General features: G+C 32.8%; 15 protein-coding genes. 12 read left to right on the top strand and 3 right to left on the bottom strand.

Annotation, left to right across the window (positions count from 1 at the left end; all coding sequences use genetic code 11):
- Positions 1-94: 94 nt before the first annotated feature.
- The 6 genes from NNL09_RS05545 (at position 95) to NNL09_RS05520 (ending at position 10,753) form a co-directional block, all read left to right on the top strand.
- Entirely contained in the window at positions 95-454 is a 360-nt protein-coding gene (locus NNL09_RS05545; RefSeq protein WP_025664391.1) for a toxin-antitoxin system YwqK family antitoxin, read from the top strand.
- Positions 455-835: 381 nt separating this feature from the next.
- Complete coding sequence (locus NNL09_RS05540; protein ID WP_196909390.1) at positions 836-3,646, top strand: TonB-dependent receptor; 2,811 nt, start codon at positions 836-838, stop codon at positions 3,644-3,646.
- A gap of 41 nt (positions 3,647-3,687) precedes the next feature.
- Positions 3,688-5,016, top strand: a complete 1,329-nt coding sequence (locus NNL09_RS05535) for a hypothetical protein (RefSeq protein WP_196909389.1) — start codon at positions 3,688-3,690, stop codon at positions 5,014-5,016.
- 519 nt (positions 5,017-5,535) lie between these two features.
- Positions 5,536-8,301 (top strand): TonB-dependent receptor, encoded by a 2,766-nt coding sequence (locus NNL09_RS05530; protein WP_196909388.1) that lies wholly within the window; start codon positions 5,536-5,538, stop codon positions 8,299-8,301.
- A 135-nt stretch (positions 8,302-8,436) separates the two neighbouring features.
- Positions 8,437-9,654, top strand: a complete 1,218-nt coding sequence (locus tag NNL09_RS05525) for a hypothetical protein (protein ID WP_196909387.1) — start codon at positions 8,437-8,439, stop codon at positions 9,652-9,654.
- Positions 9,655-9,925: 271 nt separating this feature from the next.
- A complete protein-coding gene (locus tag NNL09_RS05520) occupies positions 9,926-10,753 on the top strand; it encodes a hypothetical protein (RefSeq protein WP_196909386.1) in 828 nt (275 codons plus the stop codon).
- 65 nt (positions 10,754-10,818) lie between these two features.
- Here NNL09_RS05520 and NNL09_RS05515 read toward each other — a convergent pair whose 3' ends face one another.
- Positions 10,819-12,225 carry an MATE family efflux transporter gene (locus tag NNL09_RS05515; protein ID WP_196909385.1) on the bottom strand — a complete coding sequence of 469 codons (1,407 nt, stop codon included), beginning with the start codon at positions 12,223-12,225 and terminating at the stop codon, positions 10,819-10,821.
- Positions 12,226-12,677: 452 nt separating this feature from the next.
- On the opposite strand from NNL09_RS05515, the gene NNL09_RS05510 reads away from it, so the two are divergent.
- From NNL09_RS05510 to NNL09_RS05490, 5 genes are all read left to right on the top strand, one after another.
- Positions 12,678-13,025, top strand: a complete 348-nt coding sequence (locus NNL09_RS05510) for a T9SS type A sorting domain-containing protein (protein WP_025664385.1) — start codon at positions 12,678-12,680, stop codon at positions 13,023-13,025.
- Between the two features lie 117 nt (positions 13,026-13,142).
- On the top strand, positions 13,143-14,123 hold the full coding sequence (locus NNL09_RS05505; RefSeq protein WP_196909384.1) for an acyl transferase: 981 nt from the start codon (positions 13,143-13,145) through the stop codon (positions 14,121-14,123).
- 2 nt (positions 14,124-14,125) lie between these two features.
- On the top strand, positions 14,126-15,145 hold the full coding sequence (locus tag NNL09_RS05500; protein WP_196909383.1) for a hypothetical protein: 1,020 nt from the start codon (positions 14,126-14,128) through the stop codon (positions 15,143-15,145).
- 5 nt (positions 15,146-15,150) lie between these two features.
- Positions 15,151-15,669: a DUF350 domain-containing protein gene (locus tag NNL09_RS05495; RefSeq protein ID WP_025664381.1), complete on the top strand. Its 519-nt coding sequence runs from the start codon at positions 15,151-15,153 to the stop codon at positions 15,667-15,669.
- Between the two features lie 87 nt (positions 15,670-15,756).
- On the top strand, positions 15,757-16,206 hold the full coding sequence (locus NNL09_RS05490) for a YHS domain-containing (seleno)protein (protein WP_025664380.1): 450 nt from the start codon (positions 15,757-15,759) through the stop codon (positions 16,204-16,206).
- Between the two features lie 170 nt (positions 16,207-16,376).
- On the opposite strand, the gene NNL09_RS05485 is transcribed toward NNL09_RS05490, so the two are convergent.
- Positions 16,377-16,649, bottom strand: coding sequence for an acylphosphatase (locus tag NNL09_RS05485; RefSeq protein WP_196909382.1), 273 nt, complete (start codon positions 16,647-16,649; stop codon positions 16,377-16,379).
- Between the two features lie 131 nt (positions 16,650-16,780).
- Here NNL09_RS05485 and NNL09_RS05480 point away from each other — a divergent pair, with 131 nt between their 5' ends.
- Positions 16,781-17,620, top strand: a complete 840-nt coding sequence (locus NNL09_RS05480) for a universal stress protein (RefSeq protein WP_025664378.1) — start codon at positions 16,781-16,783, stop codon at positions 17,618-17,620.
- Positions 17,621-17,682: 62 nt separating this feature from the next.
- Here NNL09_RS05480 and deoD read toward each other — a convergent pair whose 3' ends face one another.
- Positions 17,683-18,381 carry a purine-nucleoside phosphorylase gene (gene deoD, locus NNL09_RS05475; RefSeq protein WP_196909381.1) on the bottom strand — a complete coding sequence of 233 codons (699 nt, stop codon included), beginning with the start codon at positions 18,379-18,381 and terminating at the stop codon, positions 17,683-17,685.
- Positions 18,382-18,386: the final 5 nt, after the last annotated feature.

The raw sequence follows: 18,386 nt of genomic DNA, 5'->3' as shown, positions 1-18,386 counted from the left end.
ATTTAATGTTACCGAAATGTTGTTTAAATGTAAAATAAATATTACTTTTATAATATAAGTCGACATCCCAAATAATAATAAAACATTTAAAATCATGAAAAAGATAATAGTAGCAATGGCCATTTTATTTTCGGCGACTGTAATGGCTCAGGATGTAAAACCTACTTTTGAAAAGCAAGGAGATCAGATTAAAGGTACATTTTATTTTGAAGATGGAACAGTAAGACAACAAGGTTTCTATAATAAAGAAGGTAAGCTTCATGGAGAGTGGAAATCATATGATGCTACTGGAAAGAAAATTGCCATGGGGCAATATGATAATGGAGTAAAAACAGGAAAATGGTTTTTCTGGAATGCAGATAAGTTATCAGAAGTAAATTATGATAAAAATCAAATCGCTGATGTAACAACTTGGTCGGGTAAAGACAATGTAGTTGTGAATTATAAAAACTAGATTTTACTACAAAAAATACACAAAAAAGACTTCCAATTTGGAAGTCTTTTTTGTAGGTAAAATCTTCAAAAAATAACAACACTACTTCTACAATTTGACTTTTTACTCTTAGGAAATTTTTAATATTTTTTTACATTCCCTATATAACAGAGGCTTTTCTTAACAATTAAGTAAGTTTTTGTCGAAGAGAGAAATTCTCATTGTTTTTTTATTCTCAATCCTTTACAGTTACCTCTAACAAATTATTAATGTTAAGAAAACATGCTATAAACATGGGATGATAACATTTACCTAACATTAATATGACACATAATTAATTTTTGAATAACACACATTTAACACTACCTGTCGTTCTTTGCCGGGAATTTCAGAACAAGTTAAATGAGAAAAATTGTTACACTTTTTGCGTTATTTTTTGTAGGAATACTCTTCGCGCAAGAAACCGGTTCGATTACCGGAACATTATTAGACAAGGAATCTAATAATCAACCTTTACCTTTTGCTAATGTATTAATTAAAGGAACAACAAAAGGAACGACTACAGATTTTGATGGTTTATATACTATTGAAAACGTAGAACCAGGGACATATGTACTAGAGTTTAGTTTTGTAGGATATGAAACTTTAGACATTAAAGATGTAATCGTAAAGTCAAATGAAGCTACTACTGTTAATACTGCAATGGCAGCAAGTGCAGCTGCACTAGATGAGGTTGTAATTAAAACTACTACTAAAAAGGAATCTGAAGCAGCTATTTTATTAGAACAAAAAAATGCGGTGACTATTCAACAAAAGATAGGAGCGCAAGAACTTTCTAAAAAAGGAGTAAGTGATGTTGCTACAGGTTTAACTAAAGCAACTGGTATTTCTAGACAGAGTGATAAACTATATGTTCGTGGATTAGGAGATCGTTATAACAATGCCTATTTAAATGGACTGCCTATTCCGTCATTAAATCCAAAGTTAAAACTTATTGATCTTGGGATTTTTCCGACCGATATAGTTGAGAATTTAGGAATCTATAAAACATATTCTCCTAATATTTATGGTGATTTTGCTGGAGCAAGTGTAAATATCGATACCAAAGATCGTCCCGGAAAAGGTTTTTTAGAAGTTGGTTTTAGTTCGGGAGTAAATTCTAATGCTGTTAGTAATGATTTTTTCTTACTTAATGGTGGGCAATACGATGAATGGGGATTAGATGATGGATCTAGAAGAGTTCCTGTTTTCTTAGATATTCCGAATTACAATTATAATAGTACAGAAATAGATTACTATCCTTTTGATACTTCCTTTAATCCGGTAAAAAGATTTAATGCTCCCGATGGAGGTATGAGTATAACCGGTGGTAAAACCTTTACAGTTGCAGAAGATCAGAAGTTAGATGTATTGGTTACCGCATCATTTGATCAAAGCCATAGAACTGCTTTGGGAGGTAATCAGGCTGCTTTTAACTCTCAGGGAGAAAGTATTACCGGAATAGGGAATTTTAAAAATGTAGATCGATATGAGTATTTTACGAATACCACAATATTAGGAAGTATAGGATACCGATGGAACAGTAACAATAAGATTCTTGCTACTACTTTATTTGTTAATGATACCGAAGATGAGCTTAGAGAATTTACAGATGGTGTAAGTAGTGAAGATACAGATGTAGGTATTCGTTTAAGAAGAGGAACCTACGAACAAAATAATCTGTTTACACAACAACTTACCGGAGAACATAGATTTAACGAAAGAAAGTATCAGTTAAATTGGGGATTTGCATATAACAAAGCAAAGGGCTTAATACCAGACAGACGTCAATTGGTGTTTACAGAATTACAAAACGGAAACCTTGTTTTAGGAAACCGTACAAGTCCGGATTTAGCAAATAACCAACGTTTTTATCAGGAATTGAATGAAAATGATTATTCTGGAAAAATTGATTTTGATATTAATTTCGGAAAAGATGAAGATGATAACTTTAAAAATAAATTAACTTTTGGAGTAGCAGGAAGATCAAAAGATAGAGATTTTGAATCTAATCAGTTAAACTATAATCTTAATAGCCTGGTAAATCAAAATGTAGATTTTAATAATCCAGATGCATTATTAAATGAAACCAATTTTCTTAACGGAGAATACATCGTTTTAGAAAACCTTAATCCAACAAGAATTTATGAGGCAGATTTATCAACCATTGCAGGGTATGCAAATTTGCAATATGCGTTAACAGAGAAACTAACCTTCAATGGAGGTATTCGTGCAGAATTGTTTGAACAAAATGTATTCTATAGAGAACAACAAGATTTAGAAACATCTCCTTTCAAAACACAAAAGATAGACGAAACTTTTATTCTCCCTAGTATAAGTTTGAAATATGAGTTAAACGAAAAGTCAAACCTTCGTTTTGCAGCTAGTAAAACGGTTACATTACCAAAATTTACAGAAATAGCACCTTTCTTAGATGAAGATGTTACCGAAGCTACTCTGGGAAATACTATTCTTAGTAATTCTGATAATTATAATGTTGATATCAAATGGGAACATTTTCCTGAGCAGACTGGTGAATTAGTAGCAGCTACACTATTTGGGAAATATATCGAAAACCCAATCGAAAAAGTGTTTGTAGCATCAGCTTCAAATGTAAACACATTTATCAATTCTGATAATGCAATCATTTTTGGAGCAGAATTAGAATATAGAAAGAATCTGGGTAATCTCTTTAAGACAGAAGAAACAGTTTGGAACAACCTAAACTTTGGTGTTAATACCACAATAATGTATACAAAGGTAGAAATTGACCCAACGATTACAACTTTTAATGGTTCTAATATTGCACCAACTAATATAGAAAGACAATTACAAGGAGCTTCTCCTTTTCTTGTTAATGCAGATGTAGTATATGCCAAAGAATTTGGTAATCACAAAATTACTTCAGCTTTAGATTTTAACATTTTTGGAGATCGTGTGTATTCTGCCGGTGGAAACGGGGTAGGAGATATTTTCGAAAAAGGATTTGGAGTACTAAACTTTAATTTCAAAGATGAGATCGGAAAGCATGTTGAAATAAGCCTTAAAGCTAAAAACTTATTAAATCCATCTATAGAACGATACCAGGATCAGGAAGACTTAGGTCAGGAGTTTACCACCTATAAATTTGATAACGGAATCAACTTTAGCCTTGGGGTTACTTTTAAACTTTAATTATAAACAGAAAACACAACTAAAATTAATCATTATATAAAATGAAAACTAAAAATTTACTTACGGGAATAGTAATCGGAACAGCAGTTTTATTTAGTGCTTGTACCATACAGGAAGATAATATCGGAGATATCACAATCAACCAGGGAGGTTCTGGTGGTGATACTTCTGGAACCGAAATATTAGAGGGTCAGATTACACAAAATGTTACATTAAAATCTAGTGAGGTATACGAGCTAAGAGGAGGTGTATCGGTGGTAGATGGAGTTACATTAACGATCGAAGCAGGTACAAAAATTATTGCAGGTGATGTAGGAGGAGTGTTCTCATATTTAGCTATCGAGCAAGGAGCAAAAATTATCGCAGAAGGTACTGCAGCACAACCTATAGTGTTTACTTCTAATAAATCTACTCCTAATCCAGGAGATTGGGGAGGATTATTATTAGCAGGTAAAGCTCCTATCAATAGAGGTACTACAGCAACTACAGAAGTTGCAAATCTTACCTATGGAGGAACCGATCCAGCAGATAACTCAGGGATATTACGTTATGTACGTTTAGAATATACAGGAGGAAAAATTAATGATGATGCAGAATATAACGGACTGTCATTATACGGTGTTGGTAATGGAACTACTTTAGAATACATCCAGGCTTTTAACGGAAATGATGACGGAATAGAGTTTTTTGGCGGAACTGTAAACTTAAAGTATGCTATTGTAACTGGTGCTGGGGATGATTCTTTTGACTGGACAGATGGATGGATCGGAAATGGACAATTCTGGATCGCACAGCAAACTTCTGCAGCTGGAGATAAAGGAATCGAAGCAGATAATTTATCTTCTACACCAGATGCAGCACCATTCTCTAATCCTACCTTATCTAATATCACACTAATCGGTGCAGAAGATGGTGATGGAGAAAATAAAGGAATTGAATTTAGAGCAGGAACCAAAGTAACGTTGTACAATGCTATAATTAAAGCATTCCCAGGAAAAGGGATTGAAGTAGACGATGATCAAACATTAATCAACCTTAATAATAATGAGGTAATTGTTAGAAATTCTATCATTGATAATGCAAAGTCATTTGATTTAGATCATGGTGGTGCAACTGTTGATCTCGCAGATTTTGCAACGTTTAATAATTTTACTGTAGATGGTTCTGGTGCTCCTTTTAATAGTGCAGGTACTGCTATACCAACTGGTTTTGAAATTACTGGTTTCAGAGGGACTTATTCGTATACTACTGCTGTAGATGGTGTAGATAATTTTGATCCTTCTACACTAGGAGCATTTTTTGACGCTGCTAACTATGCAGGAGCATTACAAGAGAGTGATACCTGGACATCAGATTGGACTCGTCAATAATATAATATCCCATATTTTAAGTATTTGAATTGTAGAAGCTTGGCTAATCGCCAGGCTTCTTTTTTTTAGCTTATTTCAGAATAGGTCGTTTGTAAAATATTAATAATCAAATTAGAAGATAAAAAACGTAAAGAAAACTCATCTAGGAATCTTATATTTTGTTACCGTATTTTATCTTATTGTTAAGACAGATTCTATGAATTTATCTGGTTTAACATCTTCATAACAATTCTCTAATAATTTATAAAAAACAGATTTTGTATTACTATCGATATTCGAGACTCAAAAAATGGTATAGATAAATGGCTCTCGATTGATGTAAATAAACCTTATAAATCAGTAGTTTGCTAGTGATTTATAGTATAAAAAATCTAGATGCAAATTCTCCTAAAAATCCTACAGGTTTCGCCTTTTTATTCATTTTCCCTACATCACAATCCCTTAAACTAAGCATAATAGTGGGGTAAAGACAATTACTGTAAAACCGTATTTATTTGTATCAGATTTTGAAAACACATAATGAGAAAAACATTTACAGTACTAGCGCTATTTTTTGTAGGGGCTATTTTTGCACAAGAAACCGGGACTATTGCCGGAAAATTATTAGATAAAGAATCAAACAATCAACCTCTTCCTTTTGCTAATGTGATTGTAGGAGGTACTGCCAAAGGAGCGTCTACAGATTTTGATGGATTATATGAGATTACGGGAGTTCCTGTAGGGACATATACGCTACAGTTTAGCTTTACAGGATATCAAACGGTAGAAATACCTAATGTAGTAGTAGAAGCAGATAAAGTAGCGGTGGTAGATGCTACTATGGGAGCTACAGCAGCAGCATTAGAAGAAGTTGTGATAAAAGTAGTTACCAACCGCGAACGCGAAGAAGCTCTTTTGATAGAGCAGAAAAATGCTGTTCAAATTGAACAAAAAATTGGGGCAGAAGAGCTTTCGCGAAAAGGAGTGAGTGATGCGACAGCCGCAGCCGCCAAAATATCAGGAGTAGCAAAACAAGAAGGATCTAATAAGGTATATGTTAGAGGACTTGGTGACAGATATAATAGCACAACCTTAAATAATCTTCCGTTACCGTCAAACGATCCTAGATATAAAAATATTTCTTTAGACTTATTTCCTACAGATATTATACAGAATTTAGGAGTAAGTAAGGCTTTTTCTAATAACCAAAATGGAGACGTTGGAGGCGCGAATATAAATATTAACAGTAAGGTTTTTGAAGGTAAAAGTGGTTTTAAAGTAAGTGTATCCAGCGGAGTAAATTCTCAAGCTGTAGAAAATAAAGACTTTAAAACAATAGATGGTGCTAATTGGATTGGAATAGCCGACCATACAGATCCAAAATTAACAGACTTAACAGTATATGCTTTTGATGATAATCTGGCACCAAATAAATCTGGAATTGTACCCTTAAATCTTGGTGTTTCTTTAGATTGGGGAAAGAAATATAATTTTGGAGACGAAAGTTCATTATCCATGTTCTTAGTAGGTTCTTTTAGTAATGGATATAACTATAAAGATGGTAGTTCAATAAACTTTAATAACGATGGTACTTTTGGAAGTAGCTATACAAGTGCCGAAGAATTTGACTACTCTAATACCAAGGTGGCAATGGGTAATTTTAAGTATAAAATAAATTTATCCAATGATATATCTTACAACACCTTTTTGGTACACTCAAATAGTCAAAAAGTTCAGGATTATTTAGGAACAAAACCTGATGTTGCAGATACAGATGGTGAACTTGCACGAGTAGTACAGCAAACTCAGAATCAAAACCTATTGTATGTTAATCAACTTATTTCAAAACATGAAATAGGGAAATCTTTTGATATTGATTTGGGAGTATCTTATAACTTGGTAAAGAATGATGAACCTAATAGAAAGAGAAATATTTTTATCATTAATACCGATGAGGATATAACTCGTTTGGCGTCTGGTACACCTAGAAATAATAGTCGTTATTATCATAATCTTAAAGAAGATGATCTTAATGCCAATGCAACAATAACAAGGTATTTTGGTGGAAGAGCAAAAGATGAAAATAAAGGAAAAATAACTCTTGCGTATAATTTTAGAAATACAACAAGGGATTTTGAAGCTATCTATTTCGATTATAATTTACCCAGTACTATAGTTATTGATCCTAACAACCTTGAAGCTACTTTAAACCAGGCAGCACTAGATAATGATGTCTTTAGGTTTACAACTGGTTTTGGTTTTGGAGAAAATGCTCTCGACCCATTTACATATGATGCTAATAAGGTTATGAACATTGCTGCGTTAGGTGTCGATTACAAGTTTTCAGAAAAATTTTACGCCAGTGTAGGAGGAAGATTTGAAGATGTAAAAATGGAAGTAGAATGGTTTACCAATCTTACAAATTCTGATAGAGATAATGGAGGGCCATTAGATATAGATGAAACTTATTTTCTTCCTTCTCTTAACTTAAAATATAACATCAACGAAAAAAATATACTTCGTCTCTCGGCGAGTCAGACCTATACATATCCTCAATTTAAAGAAGTAGCCCCATTTGTGTATGAAGGGATTGATTATTTAGAATCTGGAAACCCCGAGTTAAAACCATCAGATAACTATAATATCGATTTAAAATGGGAAATATACCCGCAGAGTGATGAATTGATATCGGCCTCAGTATTTGGTAAACAAGTTAATGATGCGATCAATAGAATAGAACGAATATCTGCAGCCGACAGGAACTTTACATATGCTAATTTAGGAGACGCTACCATAGCAGGAGTTGAAATTGAGGTTAAAAAGAACATATACAAAAATGAAACAGATGATGATAAATCTCAAAAATTAAGTGTTGGAGGAAATGCTACGTATATGTATACGAATTTAGAATTCAAAGACACAGATGAACTTGAAGATCAGGGGATTCTTATTACAGGTGAAGACTCTGAATTAGAAGGAGCAGCGCCTCTTTTGATTAACAGTGATATCACGTATAGAAGTGTTAATGACAAGAAAGAGTTTTTGGCAACCTTGGTATTTGCATATCAAACCGATAAAGTATTTAGTATTGGGTCAAACTTCAATAATAATATTGTTCAAAAAGCTGTAGCCAATCTCGATTTTATTATGGAACGAAAGTTTAATGATCAAATAGGAATTAAATTCAAAGCCACTAACCTCTTAAATCCCAAAATTGAACAAATAAGGGATGTACCTCAAGAATTTGTTATGAGATCTTATCAAAGAGGAATAAATTTTTCACTAGGACTTAACTATAAATTTTAACATATAAAGAGCATTTTACCTTAAGATAAAATTAAAGTAAGATATATAACATATACATAATGAACCCTTTACTCTGAATTTAGATTCTATAGGGTTCTTTGTTAAGAATGAAATAATAACTCAAAAACAAACAAAATGAAAAAATTAAGGTTTTTACCAATATTAGTAATAGCAGCAACAATATTTTCTTGTTCTAGCGATGATGATTCTCCTGCACCGACTCCTTCTGAACCCACAAAAGATGGTACGATAGCTTCTCAGGATGATCCGGATTTAGATGAAGCAGATTTAAAAGGTAATATTACAGGTGATATTACTCTGGCAGCAAGTAAGACTTGGGTTCTTACTGGGTCATTAACTGTGAAATCAGGGCAGACTTTAACAATAGAAGCAGGAACAACTGTAAAAGCAAAAGCAGGAGGCACTGATGTATACTTGGCTGTTGAGCAAGGAGCAAAAATCGAAGCTAAAGGTACTGCGGCTGCTCCTATAAAATTTACTTCAGATGCAGCTAATCCAAGACCAGGAGACTGGGGAGGAATAGTAATTGCAGGAAAAACTCCAACTAACAAAGGAGCAACTGCTGAGTCTGAAGTTGCAGGGCTTAACTATGGAGGTACTGATAACGCAGATAGCTCAGGTACTCTTACTTATGTAATAGCAGAATATACAGGAGCCAAAATTAATGGAGATCAGGAGTTTAATGGAATTTCTTTATATACTGTAGGTACCGGAACAACAATCAATAACATTGCTATTTTTAATGGTGCAGATGATGGTATTGAGTTCTTTGGTGGAACTGTAAGTGTAGAGAATGTTCTTTGTGTAAATATCAAAGATGATATGTTTGATGGTACTCAAGGATATACAGGAACTTTAACCAATCTATTTGGAGTTAGAGAAAACGGATTTAATGACGCTACCGAGGATCCAAGAGGTATAGAATTTGATAGTAATGGTTCTAACAATGCTGCTACTCCGGTTTCTAAACCTACTTTCGAAAAAGTTACTGTGTTAAACCTTTCTGAAATAACTCCATTAAAAGCTGGAGCAGAAATAAGAAGAGGTACAGAAGCTACTATTAATAACGCTTTCTTTGGAACAGTTGGTAAAGCTTCTTTTGGAAACAGAGTAGATACAGATGATAAGAAAGGAAATGGTTCAGTTACTTTTACAAATGCTATACAACAAGGTGATGTAGGTGACGATAAAGTTGGAGGTACGATTACAGGTACCTTTACTACAGATAACGATGCTATTACTGTAGCTGCCGATGGTACTGTAACAGTAAAAGCTGGAGTTGGTGCAGATTTCTCAAAATTTGCTTGGACCAACTATACTGTAAAAGAATAATAATTACAATAGATTAGCCACATTATAAAAACACCCTCAAAACATGAGGGTGTTTTTTTGTGAAAATTTTATTATTTGAAAACTTTAAATGAACTCTTAGATAAAATCTAATACTTAATTGATGAATAAATTAAATATTTGAATGCCAGTGTTATCAAAACTTTTTCTCTGTTAAAAAATAGTAAATTAACAACCAAGTACGTGAAAACCTCAGCATGACCAGCTGAACTTTAAAGTAATTTCGTAATGTAACTTTTAAAATCTAATTATTATGAAAAAAATTATTTTACTTTTATTTTTATCAAACGCATTACTTATAAACGCTCAATTTGACCTGAAAAACTTATCTATTATCTCAAGCGGTAATTCGCTTAATAGATATGACAGAATTTATTTTGATTTTGATTTAAAAGGTAACTTCACGGAAAGAATTTATTATAGATTATATGAAAACTCAGAATCTCGACAAAATTTGGTAACATCAGGAAGAATAAACTCTGAGGATGATACAGTTAATTACCCTAGTTGGACAACTATAAATTTTTGGAGTTTAGTAATTAAAGATAATGGTGTGAATTTGAATAACCCTTTATTTCTTGTCTTAGAATATAACGGGATTAGAAGAGTAGCCTCAAATAGATATAGAATATATAGAACAAATCTTCTTGGTGACGATAGATCAGAAGCTATAACTTCAATTTGCAATGGTATATCAAACCCAAGTACTTTAAGGAACAAAGGCAGATATCCCTTAGAAATTGGTACTATGCAATATACAGTAACAAGTGTGTTTGGTCAAAGTTTTAGAAGATATGACCAAGTAATTTCAGAAGTAACTTCACATAAAACAATTGAGGAATTAAAGAGAGGATCAAAGCCTGCGGCAAAAATTTCTTATTCATGTCCAGGTAGAACAAATATTGCATTAGAAAGCTCTCAACGTTTACCTTACTTGATTCAGATTTGTAAATTTGATGGAACTTTTTACTCTAGACATAATATAAAGAATGAATTTGAAGAAAAAGAAATCATAAATCGATTACCTAAAGGATTCTATATTATCAAAAATGGTACAGAAACCTATAAGGTAGTCAAATAACTTCCAGATTTACTAACAGATAAAGCCCCATAAAATTTGTTTTACGGGGCTTATTCTATAGTTAACTATACTTTCACTTCTTTCCATTTTCCTTTTTTAAACCAGATAATTCCAATCACCGCAATTAAAACTTCGGCAAAGGTAATGGCAAGAAATACTCCCATTGCGCCCCAATTCAACACTAAGGCAGCGAGGTATGCAAAAGGTAGCTGAAATACCCAAAAACAAAAGAAATTAATGACAGTAGGAGTTTTGGTGTCCCCTGCTCCGTTAAAAGATTGTATGATCACCATTCCATAAGCATAGAACACATAGCCAGCAGCAATTACACGTAAACTTAAAGCTCCATATTCTATGATTAACGCTTCATCGCTAAAGATTCTTATAATTGCTTCTGCAAATAAGAGATAAAATATGGATACAATAGCCATAAAATAGGCATTGTATTTTCCTGTTTTCCAAACCGATTGCTCGGCACGTTCTGGCTTTGCAGCACCTAAGTTTTGACCTACTAATGTAGCCGCAGCATTGCTCATTCCCCAAGAAGGCATAAGTGTAAACATTAATACTCTAATAGCTATAGTATACCCCGCCAGTACTTCACTACCAAATTCAGCCATAATTCGCATCAAGAATACCCAGCTAGATGTTCCGATAATAAATTGTCCAATCCCTCCCAAAGAGACCTTAACAAGATTAAGCATAATTCCTGCTCTAAAAACAATATCTTTAAAAGCCACCTTGATCTTACTCCAACCATAAAAAAGAATTAGCAACTGAAATATTACGGCACTACCTCTACCTATAGTTGTAGCAATTGCTGCTCCTTGTACACCAAAAGCAGGAACAGGACCAAACCCGAAAATAAAAACCGGATCTAGAATGATATTTAATAGATTAGAAAAGATTAATACTCGCATTGCTACAGAAGCATCACCTGCACCTCTAAATACGGCATTGATTAAAAACAGAAGCATGATAGTCACGTTTCCGCCTAATAATACTTGAGTGTAGCCATATCCATCTGCGATGAGATCTGGTTCGGCCCCCATAAGTCCAAGTATTTCTTTCGGAAAAATGATACCTATACCACTAATTATAGCGGCAATTACTATCCCTAAAAGGATAGATTGTATTGCTGTCTGAGAGGCACCACTAATATCTTTTTCACCCACTCTGCGAGCAACAATTGCAGTAACCCCCATACTAAGTCCAATAGCAATAGCATATACCAGGGTAAGTACAGATTCTGTTAATCCTACTGTAGCAATAGCATTTGCCCCAAGACTAGAAACATAGTATGCATCTACAAGAAAAAAGATAGATTCCATCATCATTTCCAGAACCATAGGTACAGAAAGCATGAAAACTGCTCTGCGAATACTCCCCGAAGTGAATTCTTGTTCTTTACCAGTTAGTGCAATTTTGAAATATGAAAATATACGGGTAAGTGTAAGTTTTTTTTGAGTCATTATAATAAGAATTACGAATTGAAAATATAAATAAAGAAGTGCTAAAGAAGGAATCCTTAGCTTTTAAATCGAGTGGTCTCTATGCGCACAATTATGTACATAATTCTTTTATAACTTCATAATGAAACAAATATCAGGCATTATTTTTGATTTACAAAATTTAAATTTGAATTCATTTTGATTTTTTTGCTAGTAAGAATTTTAAATTCATCAAATCTATGATGATGTCTTTTTGAAAAAGTATTGTATAGCTGCAGTATAAAAAAGATAAAATTAAGGATAGAAATGATAATTTTGATGGTAAGAATAAAATCAAGATGCTTAGTAAGTGAAAACCGTAACTTGTATACAGAACTACCATTAAATCTGGGTTTTATACACAAGTATGCTAATAATTTGTAATGTTTTTAATTTTTATGTTGTATATTTATTGCCCCAAAATAAATTTTTGTATGAAAAAAATCTACTTGCTGCTTACATGTATTAGTCTCATCTGCTTTTCCTTTGCTCCAGGAATCCAAGCACAGTCTGATATAGCCGAAACACAAGATTCGAAGAGCATAAAAATCGAAGGATTGCGTTTGTTCCCCAATCCAGCACCTGCTGGAAGTGTATTATACATTACCTCTACTAAAAACCTCACAAAAACAGTTTCAATTTTTACAGTTTTAGGAGAAAAAGTGCTTTTTAAAGTTTTAATTGGTAGAGAATTAGATATTACCCATTTAAACCCTGGTGTATATGTAATTAAAGTTACCGAAGGTGATTTAAAAGCTACTAAGAAACTTATTATTAAATAATTTTTGATTAAAATACTTTCTTTTGAGTCCTCTTGTTTTTTATAATCTAAAAAAAACAAGACTAAAAAGGCGCTCTTTTTTATACCTTTGTTCAACAAATTTTGTAGAACAAATCTTATGCAGGCTGATACTATTTTTTCTATTCAAAACAACACAGATTTTGAGAGATCGGCCCTACATGTTTTTAGACATCAATACAGCAACAATTTAACATATCAGAGGTTTTGTAATCTTCTAGGAATAGCAAAAACTTCGGTAAAATGTATTGATGATATTCCATATTTGCCAATCCAATTCTTTAAACAAGAGAAAATTGTAAGCACTAAAGCTTCAATACATAAAGTTTTTACCAGTAGTGGTACAACAGGTAATGTGACTAGCAAACATCATGTTAGTGATCTTACAGTGTATGAAAGAAGTTTTAGAAAAGGGTTTCAACATTTCTATGGTGATATTACGGATTATATAGTATTAGCACTACTACCTTCTTATTTAGAAAGAGATGGCTCTTCTTTGGTATATATGGCCGAAAAATTGATCAATGATAGTAATCATCCCCAAAGTGGATTTTATTTACATGATACTAAAAAATTGGTAGAAACCCTTCGACAACTTATTGCAGAAGATAAAAAAATACTACTTCTGGGAGTTTCATTTGCTTTATTGGATCTTGTTGAGAATTATGATGTACGATTAAACGAGGCATCTATAATTATGGAAACCGGTGGTATGAAAGGTCGCAGAAAAGAAATGATTCGTGAAGAATTACATAAGGTTCTTAAAAATGGTTTTGGAGTTTCTCAAATTCATAGCGAATATGGGATGACAGAATTATTATCGCAAGCCTATTCTAAAAAAGATGGACTTTTTTACTGCCCTCCCTGGATGAAAATTTCCATCAGAAACCCTGAAGATGCTTTAACTCAATTAGAAGTTAATAAAACAGGAGGTATAAATGTTATAGATCTGGCAAATATAAATTCATGTTCTTTTATCGCTACTCAGGATTTAGGTAAAACGTATCCCGATGGAAGTTTCGAAATTATTGGTAGATTTGATCATAGTGATATCAGAGGCTGTAATTTAATGGCACTATAAATATGGCAATTAATAATAAATTAGGTTGTTTTTCGTTTCCAGCGATCATATTAATCTCTTTGGTGTGCAGTAGTGTTGTACAATCTTTTTTCTCTATTTCTTTATTCTGGGCCTTTGCATTAGTGCTATTATTACTTTCGTGGTTATTAGGGAAATTAGATGGTAATCAAAAAAGATTTCAATGGCGTTATGTATTGTACAGTACTTTTGTTTTGGGATCTATACTAGGATTACGACATATGTTGGATGCTATTCCGATATCTATAGAAAACCAAAAATCTGATATTTCAGAATATATTTATCGAGAGAAAGCTCTGGAAGAAGGAGATTCTATAGTACTATTACGACAGAACCGACAATGGACAGATAATTATGGTAACACTTTTAAAGGAAAGTTTTCGATTCGGGAAAAGGATTATTTTTCTTCTAGAAAAGAATATTTTAATACTGTACAAAAACATAAACAGCAATCATGGGGTAAGTTGTATCAATATCTTGCAACTTCTGATACGCCGAGACTAGATTTAATTCTGAAAGAACTTACTGCTATTAAAAACTCAAACAAACTAAATCAATTTGAGTTTGCAGAAATGGTAGTGACTTTTATACAAGATATTCCGTATTCTTTTGTTTTTGAAAATGATTGTGAATCTCCAGAAAAATATGAAGAATCTATTCGGGTGATATTAGAAGAATGCTCTGATTGTTGTATTGGTAATATTCCTTTCGGAATCCAAAACCCTGTAAGTTTTATGGGAAACCTAAAAGGAGATTGTGATACCAGAACTGTAATTATTTATGCTATTCTTAGTCATTTTGGATATGATGTAGCTATTCTTAATAGCGATTATTATAAGCACTCTGTTCTTGGGTTACATATCCCGGCAAAAGGAATATATAAAGTGCAAAATGGGAAACGATATTATTTGTGGGAGACCACAAATAAACATTTTACCATTGGCACATTACCCAAAAATTTTGGTAACATAAATCATTGGTATATTGTATTAACTAACATCTAAAACTCATGCAAACGAAACTATTAACCCTTGCTTTTATAGAAATAGTACTTGCTATTGTCGTTTCTGTACTCATATTGTTTATTTCTTTTAAAATCCTGCAAAGAGTGTTTTTTAAGAATATTTCCTTTAGAGAAGATAATATGGCTTTTTCTGTTTTTGCTGCAGGAATTATTTTGTCGATAGGTATGATTCTGGGGGAGATTATCCCATCGATAACCAATATGATTCGACTATCGATGTCTGGAGAAAATGAAATCATGCTCGGAGAAATTATTCAATATTCTGGCTTGTATCTATGTATCGGATTTATATTTGCCCTGCTTATTAATACTTCGGTTTTTTTACTTTTTTCTGCCCTTACCAAAGGAGTAAATGAGTTTAAAGATATTCAACAAAATAATGTAGCTTCTGCTGTAGTAGTTACTGCTACATTGTTATCCATTACCTTAATAGCAAAAGATAGCATTAGTCTATTGATTAGTGCTCTTATACCATATCCAGAAACTACTAATTTTCTGCTATAATAGCTTAATTACCTTATAATTATGTTAAAAGTGTAATGATTAAGTTTTTTTACGACTTAATGTGTGAGAGTGTAATAAAACGAATACATGAAACCATACATAACCATACTATTCTTTGTTTTTATAGCAACTGTAAGTGCTCAACAAGTAGATTATAATACGAATAAAGATTTTGTAGCAGAGGGATATGATGTAACAGAATACTTTAATAACAAAGCAGTTAAAGGGAATAGTAAATTTATAGCAACTCATGATAAAGTAAACTACAAATTTGCAAATCAGGAAAATCTAAAAAAGTTTAAAAATAATCCAGATAGATATGTTCCACAGTATGGAGGATATTGCGCCTATGCGGTAGCAGTAAATAGTGAAAAAGTAGATATAAACCCTAAAACCTTTGAAGTAAGAGATGGTAAGTTATACCTGTTTTATAATGCATGGGGAATTAACACATTGGATAAATGGATAAAAGAAGATGCTCCAAAGTTGCAAAAGAAAGCAGATATGAATTGGCAAAAAATTAAAATAAAAAAGTAATGCAGTCCTATTGAGCTGCATGTAATGCTAAGTTTTTTCAATAATTGATTGGTTAGTTGACAAAGCCTGCTAGGAGGAGACTCTGGTAGGCTTTGTTGTTTTATACATTTTGGAATTGACCCTATTTATGGTAAATAAAAAATATTCCTAATGAAGAATTGTAAACTTACCTAACGCAAAATATCAAAGTTTTTAAAAAATTGCAAGTCACCTTCTTCAAAAGATATAGCATCCACTTTTGCAAATTCCGGACCTATAGCACACCATTCTAATAAGAGGTTAAGTTGGTTTTTATCTCCTTCGGCTTCTATGTAAACATTTCCGTTAGGAAGATTTCTTACGTTTCCTGCAATTTGCAGCGCTATGGCTTTTTCTTGTGTGCTTTTTCTATACCAGACTCCTTGCACCTTTCCTTTTACTGTAATATTATAATGTTTTTGCATTGTGTGTAGTAATATTTAAAGATACTATAAAAAATATTTTTAAGACATGTTATGTATTGTATTGATATGATAATTATCATTTTAATTAGCATTAACATCGCTTAATTTTGATTGTATAAAAACAGTTAATTATGAAAAAAATTCTTGTACCCATAGACTTTTCAGAATATTCAGAATACGCATTACAGGTTGCAGCACTATTAGCGAAACAACAAAATGCTGAAATCATAGTATTGCATATGCTGGGATTGTCTGAAGCTGTATTGATTAAAAATGAAACTCAGGAGGCAAATGAAGCAATGTATTATATGAAACTTGCCGAAAAAAGGTTTAGCACTTTTCTAGACAAAGAGTACCTAAAAGGTATTCAGGTTACAGAGACTGTACAAAACTATAAGATTTTTAGCGAAATTAATGAAGTTGCCCATGAAAATGAAGCAGACCTAATTGTTATGGGGTCTCATGGTGTTAGCGGTTTACGAGAAGAGGTGTTTATAGGATCAAATACAGAAAAAGTAGTACGTACATCCGACATCCCTGTATTAGTAATAAAGAATCCTGTAGATAATTTTGCTTTAAATGAAGTTGTATTTGCCTGTGATTTTAAGATAGAAAATATTAAAGCATATCATAATGCGATCAAGTTATTTAATGCTCTGGATGCTAATATACATTTGCTATATGTGAATCTACCGGGAGAACAATTTAGAAGTTCGGATCAAATAGAAGAAAGAGTAAAAGAATTTCTTTTTAAAGCAGATTCTGGTAATCTGGATATGTATGATAAGGTAACCTACTTTAATGATTACAGTGTAGAAAGCGGAGTTTTTAATTATAGTAAAAAGATTAATGCAGATATCATTGCGATTCCGACCCATGGTCGTCGTGGTTTGGCACATTTCTTTAATGGAAGTATAGGCGAGGATATAGCAAACCATGCAAACAAGCCTGTGATCACATTTAAAATATAAATCAAAAAAACCTCGCAGGCTTTTAAGCCTGTGGGGTAATTATTACTATATTATAAGGTGTTTTAAAGAGTGCCTAGAGCAATTTCAACCATTTTATTAAAAGTAGTTGCTCTTTCTTCCGAAGAAGTTTTTTCTCCTGTGACTAATGAATCAGATATCGTTAAAATGGCTAAGGCTTTAACATTATGTTTTGCTGCAATAGTATACAATCCGGCTGTTTCCATTTCGACACAAAGCACTCCAAATTCTGCCCAACGCTTATATGAATTAGGATCATCTTCGTAGAATTCATCAGAGGATAATACATTTCCCGCTTTAATAGGAATGTTATTATCTTTTGCATATTGTATTGCTTTCATAAATAATTCAAAATCTACAGTAGGAGAGTAGTCTGAATTTATAAATCGGGCAGTATTGATATTCGAAGTAGAAGAAGCTGCCATTGCAATAACAATATCTTTAAGCTTAATATCTTTTTGATATGAACCTGCAGAGCCTACGCGAATTAAATTCTTAACCCCGTAGTCATTAATAAGCTCATGACTGTAGATAAGAGCAGAGGGAATCCCCATTCCGGTTCCTTGTACAGAGACAGATTTACCTTTGTAACTTCCGGTATACCCTAGCATTCCTCTAACTTCGTTATAACAGATCGGATTGTCGAGAAAGGTTTGTGCAATCCATTTTGCACGCATAGGATCTCCTGGTAATAAGACAGTTTCTGCTATGTTTCCCGGTTGTGCTGCAATATGTAAACTCATCTTGT

The organism is Aquimarina sp. EL_43 (genome assembly GCF_943422735.1).
GTDB classification, from domain to species: domain Bacteria; phylum Bacteroidota; class Bacteroidia; order Flavobacteriales; family Flavobacteriaceae; genus Aquimarina; species Aquimarina megaterium.
The sequence above is the reverse complement of the archived record's forward strand: the minus strand, read 5'-3'. Positions and strand labels throughout refer to the sequence as shown.

What these genes read in the sequence shown, in the direction of transcription:
- NNL09_RS05500 (WP_196909383.1), top strand. Translation starts at nt 14,126, where the DNA reads ATGGCAATTAATAATAAATTAGGTTGTTTTTCGTTTCCAGCGATCATA.
- NNL09_RS05520 (WP_196909386.1), top strand. Translation starts at nt 9,926, where the DNA reads ATGAAAAAAATTATTTTACTTTTATTTTTATCAAACGCATTACTTATA.
- NNL09_RS05540 (WP_196909390.1), top strand. Translation starts at nt 836, where the DNA reads ATGAGAAAAATTGTTACACTTTTTGCGTTATTTTTTGTAGGAATACTC.
- NNL09_RS05510 (WP_025664385.1), top strand. Translation starts at nt 12,678, where the DNA reads ATGAAAAAAATCTACTTGCTGCTTACATGTATTAGTCTCATCTGCTTT.
- NNL09_RS05485 (WP_196909382.1), bottom strand. Translation starts at nt 16,649, where the DNA reads ATGCAAAAACATTATAATATTACAGTAAAAGGAAAGGTGCAAGGAGTC.
- NNL09_RS05495 (WP_025664381.1), top strand. Translation starts at nt 15,151, where the DNA reads ATGCAAACGAAACTATTAACCCTTGCTTTTATAGAAATAGTACTTGCT.
- NNL09_RS05545 (WP_025664391.1), top strand. Translation starts at nt 95, where the DNA reads ATGAAAAAGATAATAGTAGCAATGGCCATTTTATTTTCGGCGACTGTA.
- NNL09_RS05530 (WP_196909388.1), top strand. Translation starts at nt 5,536, where the DNA reads ATGAGAAAAACATTTACAGTACTAGCGCTATTTTTTGTAGGGGCTATT.
- NNL09_RS05515 (WP_196909385.1), bottom strand. Translation starts at nt 12,225, where the DNA reads ATGACTCAAAAAAAACTTACACTTACCCGTATATTTTCATATTTCAAA.
- deoD (WP_196909381.1), bottom strand. Translation starts at nt 18,381, where the DNA reads ATGAGTTTACATATTGCAGCACAACCGGGAAACATAGCAGAAACTGTC.
- NNL09_RS05480 (WP_025664378.1), top strand. Translation starts at nt 16,781, where the DNA reads ATGAAAAAAATTCTTGTACCCATAGACTTTTCAGAATATTCAGAATAC.
- NNL09_RS05525 (WP_196909387.1), top strand. Translation starts at nt 8,437, where the DNA reads ATGAAAAAATTAAGGTTTTTACCAATATTAGTAATAGCAGCAACAATA.
- NNL09_RS05490 (WP_025664380.1), top strand. Translation starts at nt 15,757, where the DNA reads ATGAAACCATACATAACCATACTATTCTTTGTTTTTATAGCAACTGTA.
- NNL09_RS05535 (WP_196909389.1), top strand. Translation starts at nt 3,688, where the DNA reads ATGAAAACTAAAAATTTACTTACGGGAATAGTAATCGGAACAGCAGTT.
- NNL09_RS05505 (WP_196909384.1), top strand. Translation starts at nt 13,143, where the DNA reads ATGCAGGCTGATACTATTTTTTCTATTCAAAACAACACAGATTTTGAG.